The organism is Fodinibius sp. Rm-B-1B1-1 (genome assembly GCF_038594945.1).
Lineage (GTDB): Bacteria > Bacteroidota > Rhodothermia > Balneolales > Balneolaceae > Fodinibius > Fodinibius alkaliphilus.
The window spans coordinates 1,293,561-1,316,364 of the sequence record NZ_JBCFYD010000001.1 but is presented as its reverse complement, the minus strand read 5'-3'; the positions used below and the strand labels follow the sequence as shown (position 1 = coordinate 1,316,364).

The window sequence follows — 22,804 nt, the reverse complement described above, 5'->3', positions numbered from 1 at the left end:
GATATAGCACATATCTCCAAAAACATATTTAAAAAGTAGATTATTATAAGTTGAATAATAGGAAAGGAACCCCCTCTTAAAACCCTTAAAAGCTCAATTAAATACATTGATCAATGCTTTTTCCAATACTTAGAAATTACTTAAAGCATAAAGCCATGCCGCATTCAAATTTAGAAAATTCAGTACCCATAGCTTTAACTATTGCTGGAAGTGATCCCAGTGGTGGAGCAGGATTACAAGCCGATCTAAAAACATTTTCCTCTTTAGGTATTTTCGGAATGACAGCCATTACAGCCTTGACAATTGGAAACACAACTGGCGTATATGATATAATTAAAATGGATCCTGCTACTGTCTGCCGACAAGTTCGAGCTGTCATTGATGACATACAACCCAAAAGTATTAAAACAGGCCTTACCGGCTCTAAGGAGGTTATCTTAAATGTAGCTAACTTGATCGAAGAACATGCCTCTTGCCCATTAATTGTGGATCCAGTTATGGCTACTAAACGAGGAGATATATTAGCTTCAAACAATGAAGTCTCAGCCTACCAATCGTATTTATTACCCCAAGCAGAAATAGTTACTCCCAATATTCCTGAAGCTGAACTGTTGGCAGGGATGACCATCCCCTCTCCCAATGCTATGCCAAAAGCAGCCAAAAAGATTAAGGATTTAGGTTGCAAATCTGTTGTTATAAAAGGAGGATACTTCGATGACTGGTCAGATAGTAATGACCTTTTTTATGATGGTAAAGAATTAAATTGGCTAAACTCTTCACGAATAGCCTCCAAACATACACATGGTTCAGGGGATGTATTTTCAGCAGCTATTACAGCAAATTTGGCTAAGAACAAAACCTTATTCGAATCTGTACAACAAGCTAAAAAAATAGTAACCAAAGCTATCCATAGCGCACCAAAACTTGGTCAGGGACAAGGGCCAGTTGGGTATAGTTTCAAGCAATAATTTAGATGAATTTTAAAATTCAATAAGAATGGGCATCAATTTCGAACGGGAACAATTTGCAGACCGGCATATAGGACCTAACTCAATACAGGTACAAGAGATACTTACAAAAATAAAAGCCACCTCTTTGGAACAGTTGATCAAGGAAACGGTCCCCAAAAACATTCGACTCCCAGAAAAGTTAGAACTTGATGAGGCCAAGAGTGAGACACAGTTTCTTAATGAGTTTCGAGAGTTAGCCAATAAAAATAAGTTGTATGATTCATTTATCGGTATGGGATATTACGATACTCATATTCCTGCCATAATTAAGAGAAATGTGCTGGAAAATCCCGGATGGTATACTGCCTATACGCCTTATCAGGCTGAAATTGCCCAGGGGCGCTTAGAAGCCCTTATTAACTTCCAGACCATGGTTTCGGATTTGACGGGACGAGAGCTTGCCAATGCTTCCTTACTTGATGAAGGAACAGCAGCTGCCGAAGCCATGTCGATGCTTTATGCAATGCGTAGTGGAGCCAAGCGGAAGAAAGCGCACAAGTTTTTTGTTTCAGAGTTGTGCCACCCCCAAACCATTGATGTGATAGAAGGCCGGGCCGAACCGGTAGGCATTGAAGTGATCATCGGCGACCATCGTGAGCTTGATGTAACCGATGAAGAATTATTTGGTATACTGTTGCAATATCCTGCTACTGATGGGAAGGTAGAGGATTATTCTGATCTTATTGCGGCTGCCCAAGAACATAATGTCCAGTCTGTTGTAGCGGCGGACCTTTTAAGTCTTACGATGCTTACCCCGCCGGGTGAGATGGGGGCAAATGTGGTAGTGGGATCTACTCAGCGATTTGGCGTTCCCATGGGGTATGGCGGACCCCATGCAGCCTATTTTGCTACCCGGGAAAAATATAAGCGGAAAATTCCCGGTCGTATTATCGGAGTAACGCAGGATACCGAGGAAAATCCGGTGTACCGCATGGCGCTGCAAACACGTGAGCAGCATATCCGGCGCGAGAAAGCGACTTCCAATATTTGTACGGCTCAAGTGCTACTGGCTGTAATTGCTGGCTTTTATGCCGTATATCACGGCCCCAAAGGACTGCTCCGCATTGCCGAACGTATTCACGGGTTGGCAAAAGTGATGGACGAAGGATTGCAAACAATCGGATTTTCGGTAGTCCATGACCATTATTTTGATACGCTTAAAGTAGCACTGGATAGTAATGAGCAAAAAGAGGTGCTTCGCCAGAAAGCTCTGAGCCAAAAAGTGAACTTGCGCTATTTTGAGGATGCCGCCGTAGGTATTGCTTTTGATGAGGTTAAGGATTTGGATGATGTTAAGGAGCTGCTTGATCTCTTTGCTGCATTAAAGGGTAAAGAAATTTCGGTGGATGTTGATAGCATTGCCAAGGCTGTTGAGGTGGACTTCCTGGAGGCCTTGACCCGGACTTCAGAATATCTGCAGCATCCGGTTTTCAATCTATATCATTCCGAGCACGAGATGCTCCGCTATTTGAAGAAATTGGAAAACAAAGATCTGTCGCTGGTTCATTCGATGATCCCTCTTGGTTCCTGTACAATGAAACTTAATGGAACCACAGAAATGATTCCTATCTCTTGGCCAAAAATTGCTGATCTACATCCCTATGCACCCAGAGAACAAGCCCAAGGATATCATGAACTATTTAATAAGCTAAAAAACAAACTCAGAGCAATTACAGGATTCCCGGCCGTATCGTTGCAGCCAAATTCCGGAGCCCAGGGAGAGTTTTCGGGCCTAATGACCATACGGGCTTACCACAAACATCGCGACGAGGGACATCGTAATGTTACTATTATACCTGAGTCAGCACATGGAACAAATCCGGCCAGTGCTATTATGGCAGGTATGGAAGTAGTAATCACCAAGTGTCATAAAAACGGCAATATTAACTTAAAAAGTCTTCGGAAGAATATTGATAAGCATAAAGATAATCTTGCTGCAATAATGATTACCTACCCATCAACCCATGGGGTTTTTGAAGAAGATATAAAAGAAATTTGTCAGCTTGTCCAAAAGCAAGGAGGATTAGTATATATAGACGGGGCTAATATGAATGCCCAGGTTGGATTGACCAATTTTTCTGAGATTGGAGGGGATATTTGTCATTTAAATTTTCATAAAACGTTTTGTATTCCGCACGGTGGTGGTGGCCCTGGTGTAGGTCCTTTAGCCGCCTCTCAAAAACTGTCACCATTTTTACCGGGCAATAATATAATTAATTTGAATAATGAGAATGGCATTCATAGTATCGCAGCAGCACCTTGGGGCAGTGCTGGCATATTACCCATATCATATGCATATATTTGCATGATGGGATCAAAAGGGCTAACCAAAGCATCTAAAATAGCTATCTTGAATGCAAACTATCTCAAAGAATGCCTTCAGGACTATTATCCCATTTTATATTCTAACGAAAACAATCGCATTGCCCACGAATTTATTGTAGATATCCGGCCCTTCAAGCAATCAGCCAATATTGAATCCATTGATGTAGCCAAGCGATTAATGGACTATGGTTTCCACGCGCCAACGATGTCGTTCCCGGTGCCGGGTACATTGATGATCGAGCCTACCGAGAGTGAAACCAAAGAAGAGCTCGATCGTTTTTGTGAGGCAATGATCAGTATCCGTGAAGAAATTAAAGAAATTGAAGAGGGGAATGCTGATCCTGAGAATAATGCCTTGAAAAACGCGCCTCATACCATGCGTGTTGCTATGGATGAAGATTGGGATCGCACCTATAGTCGAGAAAAAGCAATATTTCCACTCGATTACCTACGTTTTAATAAGTTCTGGCCGGCCGTTAGCCGAGTAGATGATGCCTACGGTGACCGGAATTTGATGTGTAACTGTATTCCCGTTGAAGCTTACACTGAGAGTTAGACTGACACTTTAAAATAGTCCATGTTAGGCCCTGCTTCTTTTCACTTTAGAGTATGTCTAAATCAATATCTAGGTGATTTAAAAAGTGACGACATGAAGCCTTTAATAAAAAATCACCTCTAATTTATTCGTAAAACTTCAAGAGAATGCCGTGCCGCTTCAATTGTGTAGTCAAGATCCTCATATGACAAGGAATTTGATAAGAACCAAGATTCAAAGGGGGATGGAGGAAGGTAAACACCATTCTTTAGCATTTCATTAAAAAATGTTTTGAAAATATCTTTATTCGTAGTCTGAGCAGAAGAAAAATCAGTTACTTTCTTATTGGTAAAGAATATACTCAGCATTGAACCCACACGATTTATTGTCCCAGGTATACCCGTGTCCTTGAGAACTGATTTGAGACCTTTAGATAAATAAGCCCCCTTTTCTTCAAGTTGTTTATAGTGGGATGGGTTTTCATGAAGTTCTTTAAGGAGGGCATAACCAGCAGCCATTGCTAACGGATTTCCGGAAAGAGTTCCAGCCTGATACACCGACCCAACTGGTGATATTTCATCCATAATCTCCTCTCGTCCTCCGAATGCTCCTACAGGAAGCCCCCCTCCAATAATTTTACTATAGGTTACCAAATCAGCTTCAATTCCAAACCGCTCTTGTGCGCCTCCAGGGGCTATGCGAAACCCAGTCATCACTTCATCAAAAATAAGCAAAACACCGAACTCATCACATAAGGCCCGCAGTCCTTCCAAAAAATCCTCTTTCGGTGGCACACAGCCCATATTACCAGCAACCGGTTCTACGATAATAGATGCGATCTCACCGTTATATTTTTTGAGCAACCCTTCTACACTTTGTAAATCATTAAAATGGGCTATAAGCGTATCTTTGGCAGTACCTTTCGTAATACCGGGGCTATTAGGTTCGCCAAGTGTTAGGGGCCCACTGCCTGCTTCTATAAGAAATGAATCACTATGCCCATGATAGTTTCCTTTAAATTTGATGATTTTATCTTTTCCAGTATACCCGCGAGCCAACCGAATAGCACTCATACAAGCTTCTGTCCCCGAATTTACCATACGAACTTTATCAAGACTAGGCACCATTCTCTTAACCAGTTCAGCCATTTCTACTTCGATTTCAGTAGGTGCTCCAAACGAAGTAGAATCTATCGCTTTTTCCCGCACCGCATTTATAATGGGTTCATAAGCATGACCCAAAATCATCGGTCCCCAGGAACCGACATAATCAATGTACTCTTTTCCATTTGTATCAGTAAGTATGGATCCCTCCCCTTTTTCAATAAAGGGCGGGGAACTTTTAACGGCATGAAACGCCCGGACTGGTGAATTTACACCACCAGGAATTGATTTCTGTGCTCGCTCAAATAAAAGTTGGTTAGTATCAATCATAATTTTCTAAGCTCTCTAAAGGCAAATATTATAAAATCATTAAGAAGGTATCCTCACTATTTAAAGGATTGATGAATTCCTCACTAATCCTTTAAACTCAAATTTTAAAAGCGGTAACTTAAAAATTGAATACGTGTTATTATCAACAATAATATTCTAAACTGCTTAGAGATATAGTTATTTTTTTAAAGACAGTAATAAATATCGAGGATATATAAATATGTCTAACCCATCAGAAACTGATATAAATAGCTTCATTCAACATCGCCCTCCAAGAAATGATTTTAACGAAGTAAAACAAGAGTTTGATTTGTTGGAGTGTAGATCCGGTCAAAAACTTGTACATAATCGAGCCACCTGCAGAAATCTTTTTTACCTAAAAAAAGGATTAGTCAGATGTAGTAATTTTGTGGATGACCGTACACTTTGGTTCGAAGTTGAACATAATTTCTTTACTGTTCCTAACAGTTTTATCAATGAATCTCCCTCACATCAAGAATTGACATGTCTCGAGAAGAGCATAATTTATAAGCTTAGTAGAAAAAAATTGCGTCACCTATGCCAGTCTGATATAAATTGGGCCAATTGGTGGGCTCAACTACTGGAAAAAGAGTACCTGAAGCTTGAATATATTTATCAAGCCCTCCTATATAAAAGTGCTTCAGAACGATACTACGAATTGATTAGGGCTATCCCTGATATAGAAAATCGGCTCCCACTTAAACACATTGCTTCCTTTCTTGGTATTTCTCAAGTCTCACTCAGTCGTATTCGTGCCGGAAAACAGTAGGGAGTGTAAGAACTGACCATACTATTTAACAAATGTTAATGCAGCTAATTAAAGAGCTCATTACGTTTGCTTTGAATTATAACAGTTCAGAACCCTATGTCAAATACACAACTTTCAATCCCAAAGGTCCTTCATGAGTTTCATGGAAAACAAACCAGTATTCTTGATCTGATTGCAACCTATTTAGCTGCCTGCATAGCCGGATCTATCATTTGTTTTTTTATGCCAAAAGACTTTGTCCTGTGGAAACAAATAATGCTCGTTCTCTTGGCCCTGGACATTGGTGGAGGTGTGGTGGCGAACTTCACAGAAGGGACCAATCGATACCATAAAAATCATCCTACACTCAGACTCTTTTTTATTGCTCCCCTGCATCTGGTACATCCCGCTATTTTGGTTATGCTCTTTCGTGGACAAACAGGACCCATTGTTATAAATACTGCACTAATTATTGCTTGTACTTACTTGGTCAATGCTATAAGTACTTACAAGTTGCAGAAAACAGTGGCCCCACTCCTATTACTGCTGGCTCTTGCTATAAATATTATTAGTCAGATCTCGGATCCAATCATCTCTTTTCTGTTATTCCTCTTTGCAGTTAAACTCATACTGGCCTACGCTGTACGATGGAAACCATGACCTATCACTATAAGCTATATTGATAACTCTTATTAGTAATAACCGTAGTGGCCTTATTCATTTTACTCTTATTTTGATCAATCCAAAAAACGTTCTCATATAACCAATAAATAATTAACTATACCAGAGATGAAAAGAAGCATTAACATTACCCCGATTATATTATTAATTACACTATTCTTGATATCATGCAGCGACAACTCAACCGATCCTGGAAAAACTGATACTGGAACAGCAAGTATTAAGGGGCAAGTTCAAGCACCAGATAATACAACTCCTATTCAAGGTGCTACAGTCTATATTGGGAAAGCTCCTGCCAATAATTCTGGCACCCAAAATAAGAGAAAGTCCCAATTGATTACAGAGTCCAGTGATCAAAAAAACTGTACAGAACCAACAACAACATCATATACTGCATATACCTGTACTGATGCAAATGGAAACTTTGAATTTGAAGCAGAAGTGGACGCAGGTCAAGATGAAATAGAATTAAAAGTGTTTAAGGGCAAATTCTACTTCACTAAGTCTGTGACCATAAATAGCAACGGAGTTAGCGATGTTGGAACAGTAACAGTTTCGACTGACGGTATAAATATTGCTGTTGTAACTGGTTCCTACGATCGTATGCAGGATGTACTGACTAAAGTAGGTTTTGGTGAGATTGTAACCAATCAAAATGCCACAGAATATGGAACTCTAAAACTGGGAACTGAAACATTTGATCTTTATGATGGGGATAATACACTTCCAGAAGACTATCCTGATATGGGTAAACTCTTTGAGGATAATGATGGAAATAGTAACCCGGATATAAATAACTATGACATAGTTTTTATAAACTGTGGTGCTTCGGAAGAATACTTATTCCCTTCTAAAGAAAAAAAAGTACACCATTCCAATTACTATGTAAATCATAAAAAGGGACTATTAGCTGAAAAGAAAATATCCACAATCAAAGATTTTGTACAAAATGGAGGTATGCTTTACACTACTGATTTAGCCTATAACTACACTGAGCAGGTATTTCCATCTTACATAGATTTTATGGGAGATCCCGGAGTTTCTCCCGAAGAAGCAGAACAGATATATGCTGCTGAAACGGGTCTTCCTGACATAACAGTAAAAGCAGAACTTCTTGACAGTAACCTTGCAGATTGGCTTTCAGTGGTTGGATGTGAGTCAGGAAGTTGCATAAATAAAAATCAGTCCGTGACTATCCAAGGATTTGCCGCAAATTGGGCTGTAATAAACAAAGCCCATAATGGAGCTGATACTCAGTCTTGGGTCAAAGGACCAGTCGAATGGAATAATGGATCCGGCGTGAAACCGTTGAGTATGAGTTTTTCATTAGGCTCTGGCAAGGTCATCTATAGTTCATATCATACAATCGAACATGAGCATTCCCATGAATTTCGTCCTCAAGAGCGAATTCTTCAATACCTTGTTTTTGAGTAAAATTTATTCTCCTCCAGATCACCTCAAATGGTAATAATCCAATCATATTCTTATACCACCAATGCAGGATATAGACATATTGATTATTGGGGCCGGGGTGGCAGGTCTTACCTGCGCCGGCCTTCTCAATCAGCAGGGAATTCATCCCGAAATCATCGAGAAAGAAACAGAAGAAACATTTAATTCCACCGGGTATATGCTCGGCCTCTACCCACTTGGCGGACGAGTACTAAATGCACTGGATGCTCGGGAAACGTATTACGACCTGAGCATAGAAATGGAAACATACGAGGCTCATCACCCCAATGGAGCAATAATAAAATCATATCCGCTTGATTTTATTAACGAGAAATATGGCTCTTATCGTAGCATTACCCGTCAAAATCTTCTTAATATTTTATTTGCTAATGTAGCACCTGAAACTGTTCGTTTTGGCACTACTGTTACTAAACTGGAACAAGATAATGGAAGGGTAAAAGTTAACTTTAGCCAGGGAGATTCTGAACGGTTTGACCTTGTTATTATAGCCGACGGTCTTCACTCAAAAACCAGGGACCTTCTTCTAAGTAAATATGAATACAGTTACAACCATACCGGTTGGGGTGGATGGGTAAGCTGGCTTCATAATGAACCTACAACCACTTACAAAGAATATTGGGGAACAAGCTCTTTTCTTGGAATATATCCTGTGAAAAATAAAACTGGGGTTTTTCTTGGTGGTCCTATCTCTACAATTAAGAAAAAAGGATTTATAAACTTTGCTATGGAAATACAACAGGATTTATTACCAGGGTATGAACTTCCAAATAAAGCTCTCAAGTCTTGTTGTAAGGATAAAAATCCTTTCTTTTGGAACTTTCATGATTGTAAAACCGAGACTTGGTATAAAGGAAATGTAATATTATTGGGAGATGCAGCTACAGGTTTTTTGCCCACTGCTGGCGTTGGGGCTTCTATGGCAATGGATTCCGCTGCTGCCCTTGCCGATGAACTTAGTCGGGCACATAGGGATAATATCCCCTATGCATTAGAGCTCTATACGAATCGACAAAAACAACGGGTTGAAACTGCACAAGCAGATTCTCGCAAACTTGCAAAAATCATGTTTATGAAATCTTCAATACTCTCAATCATTCGTAATAAGTTGCTACCGCTTTATAGTCTGCAACAAATCCTTTCTGACTTGAGCAAAATTATGGAAGGCAGAAGCTGGGAATGATTAATTAACTCTTACAGCCATTTGACAAATACTAAACACTCACAAAATTGGTATAGTTAATTCCAATTAGGGACAGAGAACTAAAAACTACAGCCTATGGAAAACAATATTCTAATTGTTGGTGGATATGGTAGTGTTGGAAGTGTAATCTCCCAACACTTATCTAAAACCTATCCCAACAGAGTAATTGTAGCCGGCAGAAGTTTTGATAAAGCAGAACATTTATGCCAAAAATTAAATCATCGTGCAACTCCCTTACGCTGTGATATAAATAATACCAAAAGGTATAGCGAACTGTTGAACGATGTGACATTAGTTATCATGTGTATAGATCAAAATGACACGAGCTTTGTACAATATTGTTTTTCAGAAGGGATAATGTACATCGATATAACAGCTGGCTATGAATTTTTATCCGAAGTTGAAAAACTTGATGATATAGCTGTTGAGAACAATGCCACCGGGGTACTAAGTGTAGGACTGGCCCCTGGTATTACTAACCTTCTGGCCAAACATTGTAAAAACCAATTGGCGGAAACCATAGAGCTGGATATTCATCTTTTATTGGGAAGTGGTGAAAAGCATGGTACAGCAGCCTATCATTGGATGCTGGACAATTTGAATACGAAATATTTGATAAAAGGAATTAAGCAGGACTATACCGTAGAAAGTTTTAGTGATCCAAAGGAAGTTTACTTCAATTCAGAACTGGGCAAGAGAAAAACATATCTTTTTAACTTATCAGATCAGCATGTCATTGCTAATAATATAGAGGGAGTTCGAGTATTCACCCGGGTTTGTTTTGAATCATCACTTATAACAAATTTGATTGCCTTATCAGAGTTGACTGGATTATCAGTAGTATTTAAACAAAAGTATATTCAAGATTTCGTAATAAAATTAATTAATGCTATCCCACTTGGTAGTGATATCTTTATGGCTAAGGTGATAGGTAGGGGGCATGATGGTTCTACTTATCAATGCTCTTTAAGTGGTCATGGAGAAGCCTATACAACTGGCTTAGTCGCTATTGAAGTAGCCAAAAGATTGATAAATAACTCACAGCCAATAGGGATTTATCATTTGGACCAACTATTTAAACCAAAAGAGTTTATAATGAAATTAGTAGAAAGAGAGGAACCTCTTGAGGTAATATTTTGAACCCAGCCTATCAATTTTTTGGGAACCAACTCTTCAAAATTCAATTCATGTTCTTTTCAGGATTTCAATTTCAATCCAATTATAATAGCCATAATTGATTGAATGCCAATTATTTACACCACATATAGTAATTAAATATCACTTTTCAACCATTTGGTTGAATTAATTGGTTGAACCATTTATTTTAATAATAGCTCAATAATGAAAATGTCGAATCAGAAAGCAGAATTATGCAAATATCAGGAAAATATTCAGTAACAGTAGATACTCCAATGGGTGTACAAGAAGGATCATTAATTCTTAAAGCGGAGAATGGAGCCTTAAGTGGAACGCTTACAAATCCTAAAGGTAGTTTTAGTTTTTCGAATGGCACAGTGCAGGGAAATGAAATTGCTTTCACTACAAAGATTAAGACACCGATGGGACGTTTTAAAGCTAAAGTATCTGGAATAATAGAGGACGATACATTTGAAGGTACCGCAAAGCTCCCACTTGGCTCTGCAGATATTAAAGGAACCAGAACCAACTAAAGAATAGCAGGACAATATTATGTCATTACGAGAAAGTTTAGAAGTTCCATCCTTTTCAGAATCAGAGCGAGACCGAAGATGGGACATAGCTAATAAACTAATGGAAGAACAAGGACTCGATGCACTTATCATATATGGTGATCGGGAAGGCTCTGCTCCAGCTACTTTTGCACCAGACACCTACTTTACAAATGAACGGCCAGGTTCTATCGTAATTTTTCCAAAAAATGAAGAACCCATTGCAATTGTTTTCTTGACAACCGCAGTGGAAGATCACATTCAAGCAGGCTATACCAATTCACAAGGTTGGATCAAACCACAAAATATGTATGTGGGCAAAATGGGAGCTAATGTAGTCCAAGTACTTGAAAAGCGTGGACTTGATAACGCTTCTTTTGGAGTTATTGGACTGGATTCATATCCACCGTTCTATTTTGATGGGGCAATGCCATATAATACATGGCAAACAATAACAGAACAGTTGCCCGAATCAACCTTTAAAAAAGTTGGTGATCGTTTTTTTGAGCTTACTACTGTTAAAAGTGACGAAGAAATTGCTGTATTAAAATGGTCAGCGAATGTAGGCGAAAAAATGTGCCAAGCTATGCTTGAGACTACTAAGCCAGGAGTACGAGAAAATGAAATTTACGCTGCAGCTGTATCTGCTTGTTCAAAAAACCTTGGATATACTGCAGAAATTTTACTGGGCTCTGGTCCCGAATTTGTTGGCTGGGGCCCCCCTGCGTGGAATTACAGACCGGAAGAACCACGGCTAATACAAGAAGGAGATGTAGTGTTGGCAGAAGTTTTCTCCTCATTTGGGATGTTGGAAACACAGCACCAACCGGCTATAGCTGTCGGTGAGGTCCACCCGGATTTTGAAAAAGCTGCCAAAGTAGCTCGGAAGTCATATGAAAATGGAGTAGAGAAGCTAAAAGATGGTACAACTTTTGGCAACGTAGTAGAAGCCATGAATAAACCTATGCAAGAAGTTGATGCTTGGCATGTTCATCCGCTGATACACTCCATAAGTCCTTATGGACTAATAGGAGTCGGTGACAAATTAGCTGACCTACCTGAAGCAAAAAACTATGGCCAAGTCCTGCAAATCCCATCCGTTGGTATGGATACAGAACTAAAGTCAGGAATGGTATTTGCCTTCGAACCCAACTGTGCAATAGGTAAAAGGGTTATAAACTTAGGTGGAACTGTAATCGTTGGCGAAGATCGGGGCATCGAGTTAAATGATAACTCAACACGTTTAATGCGGGCATAAGTCTTTAGATCAACTTTTACCAAATTCTAACAATTGAGGGCACTTCTTTTTTTAGCAAAAAGAAGTGCCCTCAATCTACAAGTACCTATTTTTGAACGGCTACAAAATATATGTTTTGAGTTTTTCACTATTTCAGGAAATATAACTAACACTCATTTTCTTCTACTTGCCAATACCTATACTTAGAATAATTGTACCGTTCTTGGTCTAAATACTCCCCGTTTTCTCCTTAAGAAAATAAAAAGAAATCTGTATGCTAATTGGGTATAAACCTTTAAAATCATAAAGCCAAAAAAATTCTATGAGTCGTTTTAAGGGAAAAGGATCACAAACCTATGATCAGCGAATTACCAAACTTATTCCTGGATATGAATTATTATATAACCTTACAGCCGCCAAATTAAAATTATTGCTTCCCGAAGAGGCTAATATTTTGGTTATCGGAGCTGGCACAGGTAATGAAATTCTTAATCTCTCAAAAGTAAACGATCAATGGGCCTTCACAGCCCTTGACCCAGCAAAGGATATGCTTGACATTGCTCAATCAAAATTTCGTGAAGAAGGAATTGAACAACGTGTGAATTTTCATCACGGGACAATATCAAGCTTTGAAAATGGCCATAAATTTGATGCTGCTCTATGCTTTTTTGTTATGCACTTTATCTCTAATTTATCAGAAAAGAAGGAGCTGTTATCCTCCATCCGCTCTCATTTGGTATCTAACGGAGACCTTTTTATTGCCGATTTGATGAAACCTATATCTGAGAATGATCGATTAGCTCAAGCCCAGGCAAGCCATTTATTAGGTCTTCCTGAAGAAAAGAATAAAAAAATTCTTAATAGATTATCTAATGACTTCTTTCCCTTGGATAGAGGTGAGCTTGATTCCTTACTTCAAGAAGCAGGATATCCAATTATAAATGCTTACTTCCAAGCTATTCGCTTTTCAGCTTTTCATATCATTTTTTGATAGGAAGAGCTACTTTGTGTCGGCTCATTTTGTAATAAAGAACAGACAGGTCCGCCTGTTATATTCTATTCACAATGGACCTATCTGCTCAACTTAACTCAAAGGCTAAACATAGGCTGATATCCTTACTCCCAAGCACCATTGAGAAATGGCAACACAGTACGTACTAATTCAGGAGCTTTAAAAATATTGTAATGCGTTCGGCCAGGGAGAATAGCTAAACGATTTTTTGACATATACTGCCCCTTCCAGCCAGCATCACGTTGTCCCCCACCTAATAGCTTATAAAAATTGATCATATATTCCAGCCGAAACATATCACTATCCCCATATACCAACATTACAGGTAACTTGAGTGATTTTATCTCATCCGACCAGTCATAGCTCTTGCGCATTAAAGCCCCCATTTGATCCAGTAGTTTCGGGAAATCATCTGGTTTTGGCGCAATTTCCTGATAGGATTCATACATTTGGGTGCCCCTCATAGCATCAACCATCCCCGCCCCCATCATCTTTTGCTGCTTTTGTATTTCTGGAAAAAAAGCATCATTTGTAAAACCTGAAGAAACGACCACCAACCGGTTAACACTCTTGGGGTGTTGAATTGCTGTACGAAGTGCCACTCCGCCTCCCAAAGAATATCCCATAACATCAACGGGTTTCTTATAACCCAGTTCACTCAACAGGGTAGCCATATCATCACCCATATCCTTCATATTTATATCTCGATCTCCAAGCGCAGTACGACCGTGACCGTGCAAGTCTACCCCAATTACTTGTCGTTCCTTTGATAGCTGCGACAAAATTGGCCTGAACATTTCAAAGGAACCTACACCACCATGCAACAATAATAAGGGCTTTCCCTCACCATGAATTTCGTAATAGTAGTTAACCTCATTTACAGAAACATGGCCCTTGTTGGGCTGAGCATGTAACACCTTTGAGAAAAAACTTGTAGCAAATGTAAGCATCAAGCTAATACCTGACATTTTAAGGATCTGTAATCTGGGCATTTCTAAAATCCCTTGAAATATTTCACTTAACCGTCTCGATTTTATAGATAGCTGATTAGTTCGCATAATAATATTTCCCATACTTTAAGAACTTCACAAAGAGGTCAGAGGCACATGAATCTCTACAGATGTTTCTTCGTTTTCAGAAAAGTTGGAATATACTTCGAACGGAAGCCCATCTGCTTGTCTATAACCACTTCTTGGGAACCAGTATTCGTAAACCCATTTCCAAGCAACGGAAATGTTTTTAGGTGCTATAAGAAATCGTGCCTTTAAAAACAGACCTTTCGGAAGGTTCATTTTCCCAATCTCACCACTTGTCGTGATATCAGCAGGAACTGGCAGACCAAAACTAATTCTCAGCTTACTTTCTCCCGTAACACAAGGGGCATCATGGTATATTGCCATGAGTGAAGCATCTTGGGGAGTTACCAGTTCTTGTTGGTTCCCCCAAGATAGTAGTTCATTAAAATACTCCTCATACAGGTATCTCTTTTTTTTATAGAGACCAGAGTATCGAATATAAGCCACGGTTTGTTCTGACAAATGCAGTACCTCTGCCCTTTGTAACTGTTCCAGATTCTTATTCTTGTTTAACTCTCTCTCAAATTGCATGTTATGAGCATCTATTTCTTGATCTATATTGCTCTTTTTAAAACCGTTTTCCCGAACTTTTGTGGGAGAGTTGCCAAAAAACTCAGTGAAAGTTCTGGAAAAGACGGCCAAATCACTATAACCACAATCCATGGCTATTTCGGTAACTGTTTTATGGCGGTGAAACCGTAGCATTGAAACAGCTTTTTCCAACCGTACTCTTCGGATAAATTCAAATGGAGTTTCACCAACAGTTCCAGTGAATATTCGGGAGAAATGATATTTCGAAAAACATGAAACCTCCGCCAGTTCATCAAGTGAAAGATCCCGGTCTAAATTCTTTTCAATATAATCGAACACAGCATTGATACGGGATATGTAATCAATTTCAGTTTTTTTATTCTGTCCTTTTCCCATAATACTGTCAAAATTAATATACCTGCTTTATCATTATTGTAGAACAGACTTTAGATTATTCTACGTTAAAGAAACTCATTTATCATCTATAAAAAGTGATAGTCGTTTTGCAAAACTTTAAAATAGAAATTTAACTCGACCAATATAGCTTTTCAGGGCCAAGGCATGACATATAAATCAATCTAATAGTCCACTTAAACGCTCCAAGGAAACTATAATAATTAGTTTAACTTTCTTTAATTTGATCTCAATTGCTCAATTTAAGAACCGAGGAGAATACTTAATGTCACTCTACATAAAAGTGTATTTATTACTATCGTCTCTCATTTGACCATCTATAATTAATTTGGCCAGCTAATTATTTTCTAATTATAAAGAAGCCAGATATAACTACTCTCCCGGAAGAAGTTCTATACTTGGAGCGATATGACAAGATGAGAACCTTTGTTTCTGAGCATTTCGATATGCCGGATAAGGATATGGAAAACCTAATTGGCTTCTTACGTCAAAATGATGGCACGTTATCCAAACGTGTTCATACTAAAGAATTTAAAGCGATGACTGAGGGTGAGGTAACTATGTTAGAGAAGAAATTTCAAAAGATATTTAGTAAATAGCATCATATATCTCCTTAAGTATTAAGTAAAACTTAATAGCTCATCAATTAAAGTAATAAGCAGTCCTGAATGAAGTAAAGACAAAAGAGAAAAACTTATCAGTCCTATCTTTCTCAATCATAAATACATCTTTTGGGTTACTATATGACATACTAAGCCTCCATTTAATAAACAGTTACAATTGCAATGCAATTGATAATATAGCCACAGCCATTGAAAGTGCACCCAAAGTTATAGCTTTTCGATCCTTAACGCGACTGATAACTTTCCAATACTCCTCTTTTTCAGTAGTGTACACATAATTAACCTCATTCATCATCATAAATATGGCATTCATAAAATGAATAACCGAAGTAGATATCTCTCCTGCAGTTGCTTTTTCAAATTTAATATTATCCGGCTTCCCATATAGGTCATTTGCCACACTTCTCCATTTAGCCATTTTTGCTTCAAACTCTCTAAGCTTATCTCGAAACCTTTTATTAGTCTCACTATCTATAGTTAATGAACTATACCTATTTAACTCATTTCTAATTTCACCAAGCTCTTTTGCTAACACCATTAAATCATTAAAACCTTTCTCGATTTGATCTAACTTTGGGCTTTTAGGCTTTTGAAGAGTAAATATATGGCCGTTAGTACTCATAGTAAGTTTTATGACTAATTTATGTTGGCACGAAATATAAGGAGTTTATACTGGCAAAACACGTGAGCTAGTATTGAACATGTCCCTTATAAATAAATCCCGTTCTTATAGTGGAGTCTGCCGGATTAAAATACTTTACTTGGTACCACCTCTTAAAACTTTCAACAATTTCAAAACTTTTTCCTTTAAAGGCACGAAGCAATGTATCTGATGCTGCAGTTGGTTTGGCTCTAATTGGGCATTCTCTTTTAACCTCAACTATTTCAGATTTTTCATCTTGTTCAGATAGATCTTCAATTAGTGGAGTTAATTTATCGGCAAACTCATCAATACTTTTTCGAGTTTCCTCATTAGCTTCAACTATCCTTTCTTTTCCTTGTTGAGCTTGTTTAGAAGATTGCTCAGCTTGATGTAAGCCAACAATAAGGAGGTAACAATTAATTATTTGAAACGCCAGATTTAATACTCCTACTTTAGAAATTTCTCCTTTAGGAAGATTACTGGCTTTATCCTTTAAATAGGCCAATAGCTTGGAAAGAAACTGATCATCAATATCAGGCTTATTTTGTGATAAATTATCAATATCATGTTCTAAGATCTCTCTAAAGGGAAGGTTTTGAATCTCTGATATTGCAGCAGCGGATTGTTGGATAGCAGTATTATGAGTTATCCGCATCAATGCTGAATTATTTTGAAATATAGCGCCAATCTGATTTGATAGTTCACGCTGATGCTTGATGAGATTACTAACTAAATCATGGCTAACAGTGAAATTAGTAATCTCATTAACATCATTAATTATTTGTGCAGCTGATGCCATCTCTTTGGCTGGTACATGAATATCCAGTTCAGTTAATTTCCTAAATTGTTCCAGCTCCTTTTGTAAGATTTGATTCATATTTAGGCCTAAACCCGAGATCTGCTCTTCGGCGATTTGGACCATTTTTTTTATATGAGAATTTGGGAGTAAGAAATCATCTTGTTTGTCCATAATGATCAAAACTTTTAAGAAATTCCCGCCTATCAACAGACGGAAATTAATATTTAAGGATTAAACTAATTAGGTATACGTTCATTTAACCAATCAAGAACCTCATTTGTATGACGGCCGGCCCAAGGAGATGATAGGGTTAGAACCAGAACGTAATCATTGTCATCTATGAAAGGTTCAAGTTTTTGATATATATGCGTTGGTGAATGATTTGTATTTAAAGCGTAAGATGATTCTGATAGCTTAGCATAGCCATATGAATTTATTACTTCATAGAAACCATCATAGTCATCATTTGATTTCTCTTTGTTGAGATCATAAGTAAGTATTCTCATAGTAATCTAAGTTTTAAAAGAACCCCACCGCATCCAGCGGCAGGGTCATTAACGATTTTAGTTTAACTCATCATTATCTATCCAAATAGGAAATGCTCTCCCATTTTTAGGATAGATTCGCTCACCCGTATCAGGATGAGTAATCCACGCGCGGAAGATGAGTGTTTTTCCGTCTTTCCGGCGCTTCATATCATCATTTGACATAACTGGTCAAATATTTTATTCAAAAGTTGACACAAAGCGCCGATGTACTTAGATTAGCCTATAGATAAAAAACCATCTCTAAGGTTAAACGCCTTGTGAGGTGCTGATTGTCAAAGTCGAGGGCACCTAAGTTCCTCGACCTTAAAAGGGATAAAAAAGACAATTTGTTTTGAGCCGCTCAGTTACCGCTGGGCGGCTTTCTTTATTTCAACAATTCCAACATAAAAACTTTGCTAATCTTACCGAAGCAAAAGAGACCAGAAATTTTGTAAAAATTTAGAGCTATTGAGTACGCTACTCATACCACTTTGTGGGTTGGTGTATTACTTCATCAATTAAATATAAGGGACTGGCACTTTGGAGCAAGTCAAAAAGTGGAAAACTTTTCCACAAAATTCGGAAGTTATCCACTATAGGGCACAACATTTGACACAATATTAACAAAGCTGTTTGCCTGTTTTGTACAGCTTTGTGGATAACTCTGATTCTAAAATAAAGGGAGCGAGTAACTAAAACGGGATATTATATTTTCAGAATTAATTGAAAGTCTAGCAATTCGAAATTAGCTAAGTTTATATCTGAAATTATTTTTTAAAACCTTTGCACGATGTCAGATCTATAAATTAGTTGCCTAAATGCTTTTTACCCCATTAATAAATTAAGGAAAATGCATACCCAACAATTAGAATGGTGAATGTCAGCTGGATCAGTGTACAGATATCACAAAATACAGCTAAAATAATTTTAAGACCTAATCATACTCTAATTAGGCAGAGTTGGAGAAGCTTTAAAAACATTGAAATGGTGATACAAAATAATATCAAATAGTAAATTTATTTGTACCAATATTTGTACCAAAAATGATAAATCCCTGCAAGCCAATGACTTACAGGGATTGGAGTGGGCGCTGCAGGATTCGAACCTGCGACTTCTTCCTTGTAAGGGAAGCACTCTAAACCGCTGAGTTAAGCGCCCATTTTGAGAGAGCACAAATATACGGATTATCTTCTATCTCGCAAAACATTTTATTGAACATTAGGCTTCCATAAACTATCATTAAGTTAACAGTGTTAAGTTAATACTTGACTTACAATTCGGATTCAATCATCTTAATCATCAATAACTCGTTGGTTCTCATTTCAAACCTTCAATTATGGCAGAGTACTCACAAAACCAACCTCCCTACGAAGCAGTAATTATAGATGGCGGGCGCATCCCCTTTCAGCGATCTGGCACGGGCTATAAAAAGTTGATGTCCTACGATTTGGGCAGAATGGCTATCGAAGGACTTATCAGTCGTGCCCCAATTAACAGTGACGATCTGGATCGCGTCATTATGGGGACAGTTATTCAAGATGTGAACACCAGTAATGTGGCGCGCGAATCAGCGTTGGGAGCAGGCATTCCAAATTCTGTTCCTGCTCATACGGTAACGCAAGCCTGTATTTCTTCCAATCAAGCAATCACCAGCGCGATAGAACTCATCCGATCAGGACAAGCTAAAATTATCCTGGCCGGAGGTACCGAAACGATGAGCGATATCCCTATTCGCTTCCGTAAAAAGTTTCGACAAAAGCTGCTTGATGCCCGAAAGTATAAGTCACTAAGTGACTTTCTGAAATTTTTCAAAGGATTACGACCGTCTGATCTGTTGCCCGAAATTCCGGCAATTGCTGAATTTTCTACTGGTGAAACAATGGGCGAAAGTTGTGATAAGATGGCTGCTCGTTTTGGCATCAGCAGAGAGGCCCAAGATGAATACGCCTTGCGCTCACACCAACTGGCGGCAAAGGCTACCAACAAGGGGCTACTGGATGACGAGCTACTACCTGCTGCTGTCCCCCCTGACTTTGAAGCCATTACTTACGACAACACCTTCCGTGAAGATACCTCAATGGAGAAACTCGAAAAACTAAGCCCTGCTTTTATCAAACCACACGGTACGATTACAGCGGGGAATTCATCATCTTTTACAGATGGGGCTTCGGCTTCTATCATCATGGAAAAACAGGAAGCTTTAAACCGTGGACTTACCCCAAAAGCCGTATTAAAAGCATACACCTATGTAGCGCAAGATCCCGAAGACGAACTGCTGCTTGGCCCAGCTTATGCTACCCCCAAGGTTTTGGATATGATGGGACTACAGCTTTCAGATATTGATGTATTCGAATTTCATGAAGCTTTTGCCGGACAAATTCTCACAGTACTCAAAGCTCTTAACTCTGATACGTTTGCTAAACAAAATTTGGATCGCGATAAAAAAGTGGGCAGCATCCCAATGGAAAAATTTAACTGCTGGGGCGGATCTCTTTCACTGGGCCATCCTTTTGGAGCTACCGGAGCCCGGATAGTCACTACGGCCGCTAACCGATTGCACCATGAAGATGGCGAACTGGCGCTTGTAGCTGCATGTGCAGCGGGCGGTCAGGGACATGCCATTATCCTCGAACGTTTTGACGGCTAATAAACGATTTAACAATTTACCTATTCCATTATGAGTTATCTATCTATTGAAGAGCAAGAGAACATTCTGGTTGTCACGCTGGATCAATCCGACGAAAAGGTTAACAAACTAACCGAAGAACTGATTACTGAATTTCAACAACTGCTGGACCAAACCGATCCCGATGAGATCGATGGCATAGTTTTAATCAGTGGAAAGGAAAATAATTTTATTGCCGGTGCTGATGTAGAGATGCTCAAGAACAAAGAAGCTCCGGATGAAATTGAGGATTTGAGTCAGCGCGGTAACACCTTATTACTTAAACTGGAGAACTTTCCCAAGCCGGTGGTAGCTGCTATTCATGGATCATGCATGGGCGGGGGATTGGAGGTAGCAATGGCCTGCCATTATCGGGTAGCTTCTGAACATTCAAAAACAGTTTTGGGACAGCCTGAAGTAAAGCTTGGCCTACTGCCCGGAGGAGGAGGCACTCAACGCTTGCCGCGGCTTATTGGTGTACAAAATGCTCTCACCTACATGCTAACTGGCAAAAATATATATCCCCGAAAGGCCTATAAACTGGGATTGGTGGATGAGCTTACCCATCGTGATGCAATTCTTACAGCTGCAAAGAAAGCAGTCCAAAAAATAAATAGCGGCAATTTTGAGCGTGAAGATAAACGCAGCCTTGCCCATCAGCTTATGGAGGGAATGAGTCCGTTGCGAAAAATCATTTATTCGCAAGCTCGTAAGCGCGCGCAATCCAATACTAAAGGTAACTACCCTGCTCCTGATAAAATTATTGACTGCGTGCAGGAGGGATATGAAAACGGATATCAGGCGGGCTTGCGACTGGAATCCAAAAGCTTTGGTGAGCTGGCCGCGACCCCAGAGTCTAATGCGTTGGTAAACCTCTTTTTTGCCATGCAGGGTGCCAAGAAAAATCCTGATGAAGAAAAAGCGAAAGACATAACTAAAATCGGTGTGCTTGGGGCGGGGCTCATGGGCTCAGGCATTGCGGATGTGAGTGCCAATAATGATTATCGGGTATTGCTCAAAGATCAGGAAATTGAACCGGCGGCAAAGGGTAAGAAATCAATTTGGGAGAGTCTCGACAAAAAACGGAAGAAGCGAATTATATCAGAATTTGAACGCGATCGTATTGCCAGCCATGTTACTCCCACGGCTACTTACGACGGTTTTGAAAACGTTGGACTGGTAATTGAAGCTGTGTTTGAGGACTTAGATCTCAAAAGGTCTATCATACAAGAAGTAGAACAAACTACCCCCGATGATTATATCTTTGCCTCCAACACCTCATCGCTACCTATCACCAAGATCGCGGAAGCAGCAAACAAACCGGAACAAGTGGTGGGCATGCACTACTTTTCGCCGGTACCTAAAATGCCACTGCTGGAAATTATTACTACCGATCAAACCGCTGACTGGGTTACAGCCACGGCTCGAGAAGTGGGTATTCAACAAGGAAAACATGTCATCGTAGTTAATGATGGACCCGGATTTTACACTACGCGCATTCTTGCTCCTTTTATGAATGAAGCCCTGATGCTTTTAGAGGAAGGAATATCTATTAAAGAACTGGACAAACACATGAAACAGTTTGGTTTTCCGGTGGGACCCGCTGCTCTTTTCGACGAAGTGGGCATTGATGTTGCGGCCCATATTACCGAAGTGCTAAGCGATCTGTTTGGCGAACGCGGTGTAAATCCCAGTAGAAAACCGACGGAACTCTTTGAAGAAGGCTATAAGGGACGAAAAAATAAGAAGGGATTTTACCGCTACGAGAAGAAAAAGGGCAAGCTCAAAAAGACCAAACCTAACAAAGAAATATATCAATTCTTCGGCGGCTCTGGCCGTAAATCTATGGATGCCGAAACAGTACAGCAACGCATGACGCTGGCCATGGTAAATGAGGCGGCGTGGTGCCTGCAAGAGGATATTTTGCGAAATCCAACGGATGGGGATCTGGGAGCTGTCTTAGGGCTCGGGTTTCCTCCTTTCCTGGGCGGGCCGTTTCGTTATATAGATCGCGAAGGTGCCGATACTATTGTACAACGACTCGAGGAGTTTGAAGAAAAGCATGGACCGCGATTTACTCCTGCTGAAATCCTAAAAAACTATGCAAAAGCCGGCAAGAAATTTCATTCGGAATAACCTTTCACTACTAAAACACGATGATC

The 22,804-nt window shown here is 39.3% G+C and carries 20 protein-coding genes and 1 tRNA gene; 13 read left to right on the top strand and 8 right to left on the bottom strand.

Going from position 1 to position 22,804, the window contains the following annotated elements; genetic code table 11:
- Nucleotides 1–155 precede the first annotated feature (155 nt).
- Both thiD and gcvP read left to right on the top strand, forming a co-directional pair.
- Nucleotides 156–968 (top strand): bifunctional hydroxymethylpyrimidine kinase/phosphomethylpyrimidine kinase, encoded by an 813-nt coding sequence (thiD, locus tag AAFH98_RS05950; RefSeq protein ID WP_342521777.1) that lies wholly within the window; start codon nucleotides 156–158, stop codon nucleotides 966–968.
- A gap of 28 nt (nucleotides 969–996) precedes the next feature.
- Entirely contained in the window at nucleotides 997–3,891 is a 2,895-nt protein-coding gene (gcvP, locus tag AAFH98_RS05945; protein WP_342521776.1) for an aminomethyl-transferring glycine dehydrogenase, read from the top strand.
- Between the two features lie 119 nt (nucleotides 3,892–4,010).
- Here gcvP and hemL read toward each other — a convergent pair whose 3' ends face one another.
- Complete coding sequence (gene hemL, locus AAFH98_RS05940; protein WP_407935489.1) at nucleotides 4,011–5,306, bottom strand: glutamate-1-semialdehyde 2,1-aminomutase; 1,296 nt, start codon at nucleotides 5,304–5,306, stop codon at nucleotides 4,011–4,013.
- 217 nt (nucleotides 5,307–5,523) lie between these two features.
- On the opposite strand from hemL, the gene AAFH98_RS05935 reads away from it, so the two are divergent.
- The 8 genes from AAFH98_RS05935 to AAFH98_RS05900 all read left to right on the top strand — a co-directional run bounded on the left by AAFH98_RS05935 (nucleotide 5,524) and on the right by AAFH98_RS05900 (nucleotide 13,343).
- A complete protein-coding gene (locus AAFH98_RS05935; RefSeq protein ID WP_342521774.1) occupies nucleotides 5,524–6,093 on the top strand; it encodes a Crp/Fnr family transcriptional regulator in 570 nt (189 codons plus the stop codon).
- A 96-nt stretch (nucleotides 6,094–6,189) separates the two neighbouring features.
- Nucleotides 6,190–6,732 carry a hypothetical protein gene (locus tag AAFH98_RS05930; RefSeq protein WP_342521773.1) on the top strand — a complete coding sequence of 181 codons (543 nt, stop codon included), beginning with the start codon at nucleotides 6,190–6,192 and terminating at the stop codon, nucleotides 6,730–6,732.
- A gap of 129 nt (nucleotides 6,733–6,861) precedes the next feature.
- Nucleotides 6,862–8,187 (top strand): hypothetical protein, encoded by a 1,326-nt coding sequence (locus AAFH98_RS05925; protein WP_342521772.1) that lies wholly within the window; start codon nucleotides 6,862–6,864, stop codon nucleotides 8,185–8,187.
- Nucleotides 8,188–8,248: 61 nt separating this feature from the next.
- Entirely contained in the window at nucleotides 8,249–9,406 is a 1,158-nt protein-coding gene (locus AAFH98_RS05920) for an FAD-dependent oxidoreductase (protein WP_342521771.1), read from the top strand.
- A gap of 96 nt (nucleotides 9,407–9,502) precedes the next feature.
- Nucleotides 9,503–10,567: a saccharopine dehydrogenase family protein gene (locus tag AAFH98_RS05915; RefSeq protein ID WP_342521770.1), complete on the top strand. Its 1,065-nt coding sequence runs from the start codon at nucleotides 9,503–9,505 to the stop codon at nucleotides 10,565–10,567.
- A gap of 230 nt (nucleotides 10,568–10,797) precedes the next feature.
- Nucleotides 10,798–11,097 carry a hypothetical protein gene (locus AAFH98_RS05910; RefSeq protein ID WP_342521769.1) on the top strand — a complete coding sequence of 100 codons (300 nt, stop codon included), beginning with the start codon at nucleotides 10,798–10,800 and terminating at the stop codon, nucleotides 11,095–11,097.
- Between the two features lie 19 nt (nucleotides 11,098–11,116).
- Nucleotides 11,117–12,373, top strand: coding sequence for a M24 family metallopeptidase (locus tag AAFH98_RS05905; protein ID WP_342521768.1), 1,257 nt, complete (start codon nucleotides 11,117–11,119; stop codon nucleotides 12,371–12,373).
- Between the two features lie 301 nt (nucleotides 12,374–12,674).
- Nucleotides 12,675–13,343 (top strand): class I SAM-dependent methyltransferase, encoded by a 669-nt coding sequence (locus tag AAFH98_RS05900; protein ID WP_342521767.1) that lies wholly within the window; start codon nucleotides 12,675–12,677, stop codon nucleotides 13,341–13,343.
- Between the two features lie 125 nt (nucleotides 13,344–13,468).
- Here AAFH98_RS05900 and AAFH98_RS05895 read toward each other — a convergent pair whose 3' ends face one another.
- Both AAFH98_RS05895 and AAFH98_RS05890 read right to left on the bottom strand, forming a co-directional pair.
- A complete protein-coding gene (locus tag AAFH98_RS05895; protein ID WP_342521766.1) occupies nucleotides 13,469–14,356 on the bottom strand; it encodes an alpha/beta fold hydrolase in 888 nt (295 codons plus the stop codon).
- A gap of 93 nt (nucleotides 14,357–14,449) precedes the next feature.
- Nucleotides 14,450–15,367, bottom strand: a complete 918-nt coding sequence (locus tag AAFH98_RS05890) for an AraC family transcriptional regulator (protein ID WP_342521765.1) — start codon at nucleotides 15,365–15,367, stop codon at nucleotides 14,450–14,452.
- 434 nt (nucleotides 15,368–15,801) lie between these two features.
- Here AAFH98_RS05890 and AAFH98_RS05885 point away from each other — a divergent pair, with 434 nt between their 5' ends.
- Nucleotides 15,802–15,984 (top strand): hypothetical protein, encoded by a 183-nt coding sequence (locus tag AAFH98_RS05885; protein WP_342521764.1) that lies wholly within the window; start codon nucleotides 15,802–15,804, stop codon nucleotides 15,982–15,984.
- A gap of 175 nt (nucleotides 15,985–16,159) precedes the next feature.
- Here AAFH98_RS05885 and AAFH98_RS05880 read toward each other — a convergent pair whose 3' ends face one another.
- The 5 genes from AAFH98_RS05880 to AAFH98_RS05860 form a co-directional block, all read right to left on the bottom strand.
- Nucleotides 16,160–16,630: a hypothetical protein gene (locus AAFH98_RS05880; RefSeq protein WP_342521763.1), complete on the bottom strand. Its 471-nt coding sequence runs from the start codon at nucleotides 16,628–16,630 to the stop codon at nucleotides 16,160–16,162.
- Nucleotides 16,631–16,697: 67 nt separating this feature from the next.
- Entirely contained in the window at nucleotides 16,698–17,621 is a 924-nt protein-coding gene (locus tag AAFH98_RS05875; protein WP_342521762.1) for a hypothetical protein, read from the bottom strand.
- A gap of 65 nt (nucleotides 17,622–17,686) precedes the next feature.
- Nucleotides 17,687–17,956 carry a hypothetical protein gene (locus tag AAFH98_RS05870; RefSeq protein WP_342521761.1) on the bottom strand — a complete coding sequence of 90 codons (270 nt, stop codon included), beginning with the start codon at nucleotides 17,954–17,956 and terminating at the stop codon, nucleotides 17,687–17,689.
- Between the two features lie 57 nt (nucleotides 17,957–18,013).
- Nucleotides 18,014–18,160, bottom strand: coding sequence for a hypothetical protein (locus AAFH98_RS05865; protein ID WP_342521760.1), 147 nt, complete (start codon nucleotides 18,158–18,160; stop codon nucleotides 18,014–18,016).
- Between the two features lie 901 nt (nucleotides 18,161–19,061).
- Nucleotides 19,062–19,135: transfer RNA gene (locus AAFH98_RS05860), tRNA-Val, on the bottom strand.
- A gap of 178 nt (nucleotides 19,136–19,313) precedes the next feature.
- Between AAFH98_RS05860 and AAFH98_RS05855 the strand changes: the two genes are divergently transcribed.
- Entirely contained in the window at nucleotides 19,314–20,624 is a 1,311-nt protein-coding gene (locus AAFH98_RS05855; protein ID WP_342521759.1) for an acetyl-CoA C-acyltransferase, read from the top strand.
- A 30-nt stretch (nucleotides 20,625–20,654) separates the two neighbouring features.
- Nucleotides 20,655–22,778 (top strand): fatty acid oxidation complex subunit alpha FadJ, encoded by a 2,124-nt coding sequence (gene fadJ / locus AAFH98_RS05850; protein ID WP_342521758.1) that lies wholly within the window; start codon nucleotides 20,655–20,657, stop codon nucleotides 22,776–22,778.
- The last annotated feature ends 26 nt before the right edge of the window (nucleotides 22,779–22,804 follow it).

Bases quoted from the DNA above. Each gene is read 5' to 3' on its own strand.
- AAFH98_RS05905 (WP_342521768.1), top strand. From the start codon at position 11,117: ATGTCATTACGAGAAAGTTTAGAAGTTCCATCCTTTTCAGAATCAGAG.
- AAFH98_RS05935 (WP_342521774.1), top strand. From the start codon at position 5,524: ATGTCTAACCCATCAGAAACTGATATAAATAGCTTCATTCAACATCGC.
- AAFH98_RS05930 (WP_342521773.1), top strand. From the start codon at position 6,190: ATGTCAAATACACAACTTTCAATCCCAAAGGTCCTTCATGAGTTTCAT.
- AAFH98_RS05895 (WP_342521766.1), bottom strand. From the start codon at position 14,356: ATGCCCAGATTACAGATCCTTAAAATGTCAGGTATTAGCTTGATGCTT.
- AAFH98_RS05890 (WP_342521765.1), bottom strand. From the start codon at position 15,367: ATGGGAAAAGGACAGAATAAAAAAACTGAAATTGATTACATATCCCGT.
- AAFH98_RS05870 (WP_342521761.1), bottom strand. From the start codon at position 17,956: ATGAGAATACTTACTTATGATCTCAACAAAGAGAAATCAAATGATGAC.
- AAFH98_RS05885 (WP_342521764.1), top strand. From the start codon at position 15,802: ATGAGAACCTTTGTTTCTGAGCATTTCGATATGCCGGATAAGGATATG.
- AAFH98_RS05880 (WP_342521763.1), bottom strand. From the start codon at position 16,630: ATGAGTACTAACGGCCATATATTTACTCTTCAAAAGCCTAAAAGCCCA.
- AAFH98_RS05865 (WP_342521760.1), bottom strand. From the start codon at position 18,160: ATGTCAAATGATGATATGAAGCGCCGGAAAGACGGAAAAACACTCATC.
- gcvP (WP_342521776.1), top strand. From the start codon at position 997: ATGGGCATCAATTTCGAACGGGAACAATTTGCAGACCGGCATATAGGA.
- fadJ (WP_342521758.1), top strand. From the start codon at position 20,655: ATGAGTTATCTATCTATTGAAGAGCAAGAGAACATTCTGGTTGTCACG.
- AAFH98_RS05910 (WP_342521769.1), top strand. From the start codon at position 10,798: ATGCAAATATCAGGAAAATATTCAGTAACAGTAGATACTCCAATGGGT.
- AAFH98_RS05875 (WP_342521762.1), bottom strand. From the start codon at position 17,621: ATGGACAAACAAGATGATTTCTTACTCCCAAATTCTCATATAAAAAAA.
- AAFH98_RS05925 (WP_342521772.1), top strand. From the start codon at position 6,862: ATGAAAAGAAGCATTAACATTACCCCGATTATATTATTAATTACACTA.
- AAFH98_RS05900 (WP_342521767.1), top strand. From the start codon at position 12,675: ATGAGTCGTTTTAAGGGAAAAGGATCACAAACCTATGATCAGCGAATT.
- AAFH98_RS05855 (WP_342521759.1), top strand. From the start codon at position 19,314: ATGGCAGAGTACTCACAAAACCAACCTCCCTACGAAGCAGTAATTATA.
- AAFH98_RS05915 (WP_342521770.1), top strand. From the start codon at position 9,503: ATGGAAAACAATATTCTAATTGTTGGTGGATATGGTAGTGTTGGAAGT.
- thiD (WP_342521777.1), top strand. From the start codon at position 156: ATGCCGCATTCAAATTTAGAAAATTCAGTACCCATAGCTTTAACTATT.
- AAFH98_RS05920 (WP_342521771.1), top strand. From the start codon at position 8,249: ATGCAGGATATAGACATATTGATTATTGGGGCCGGGGTGGCAGGTCTT.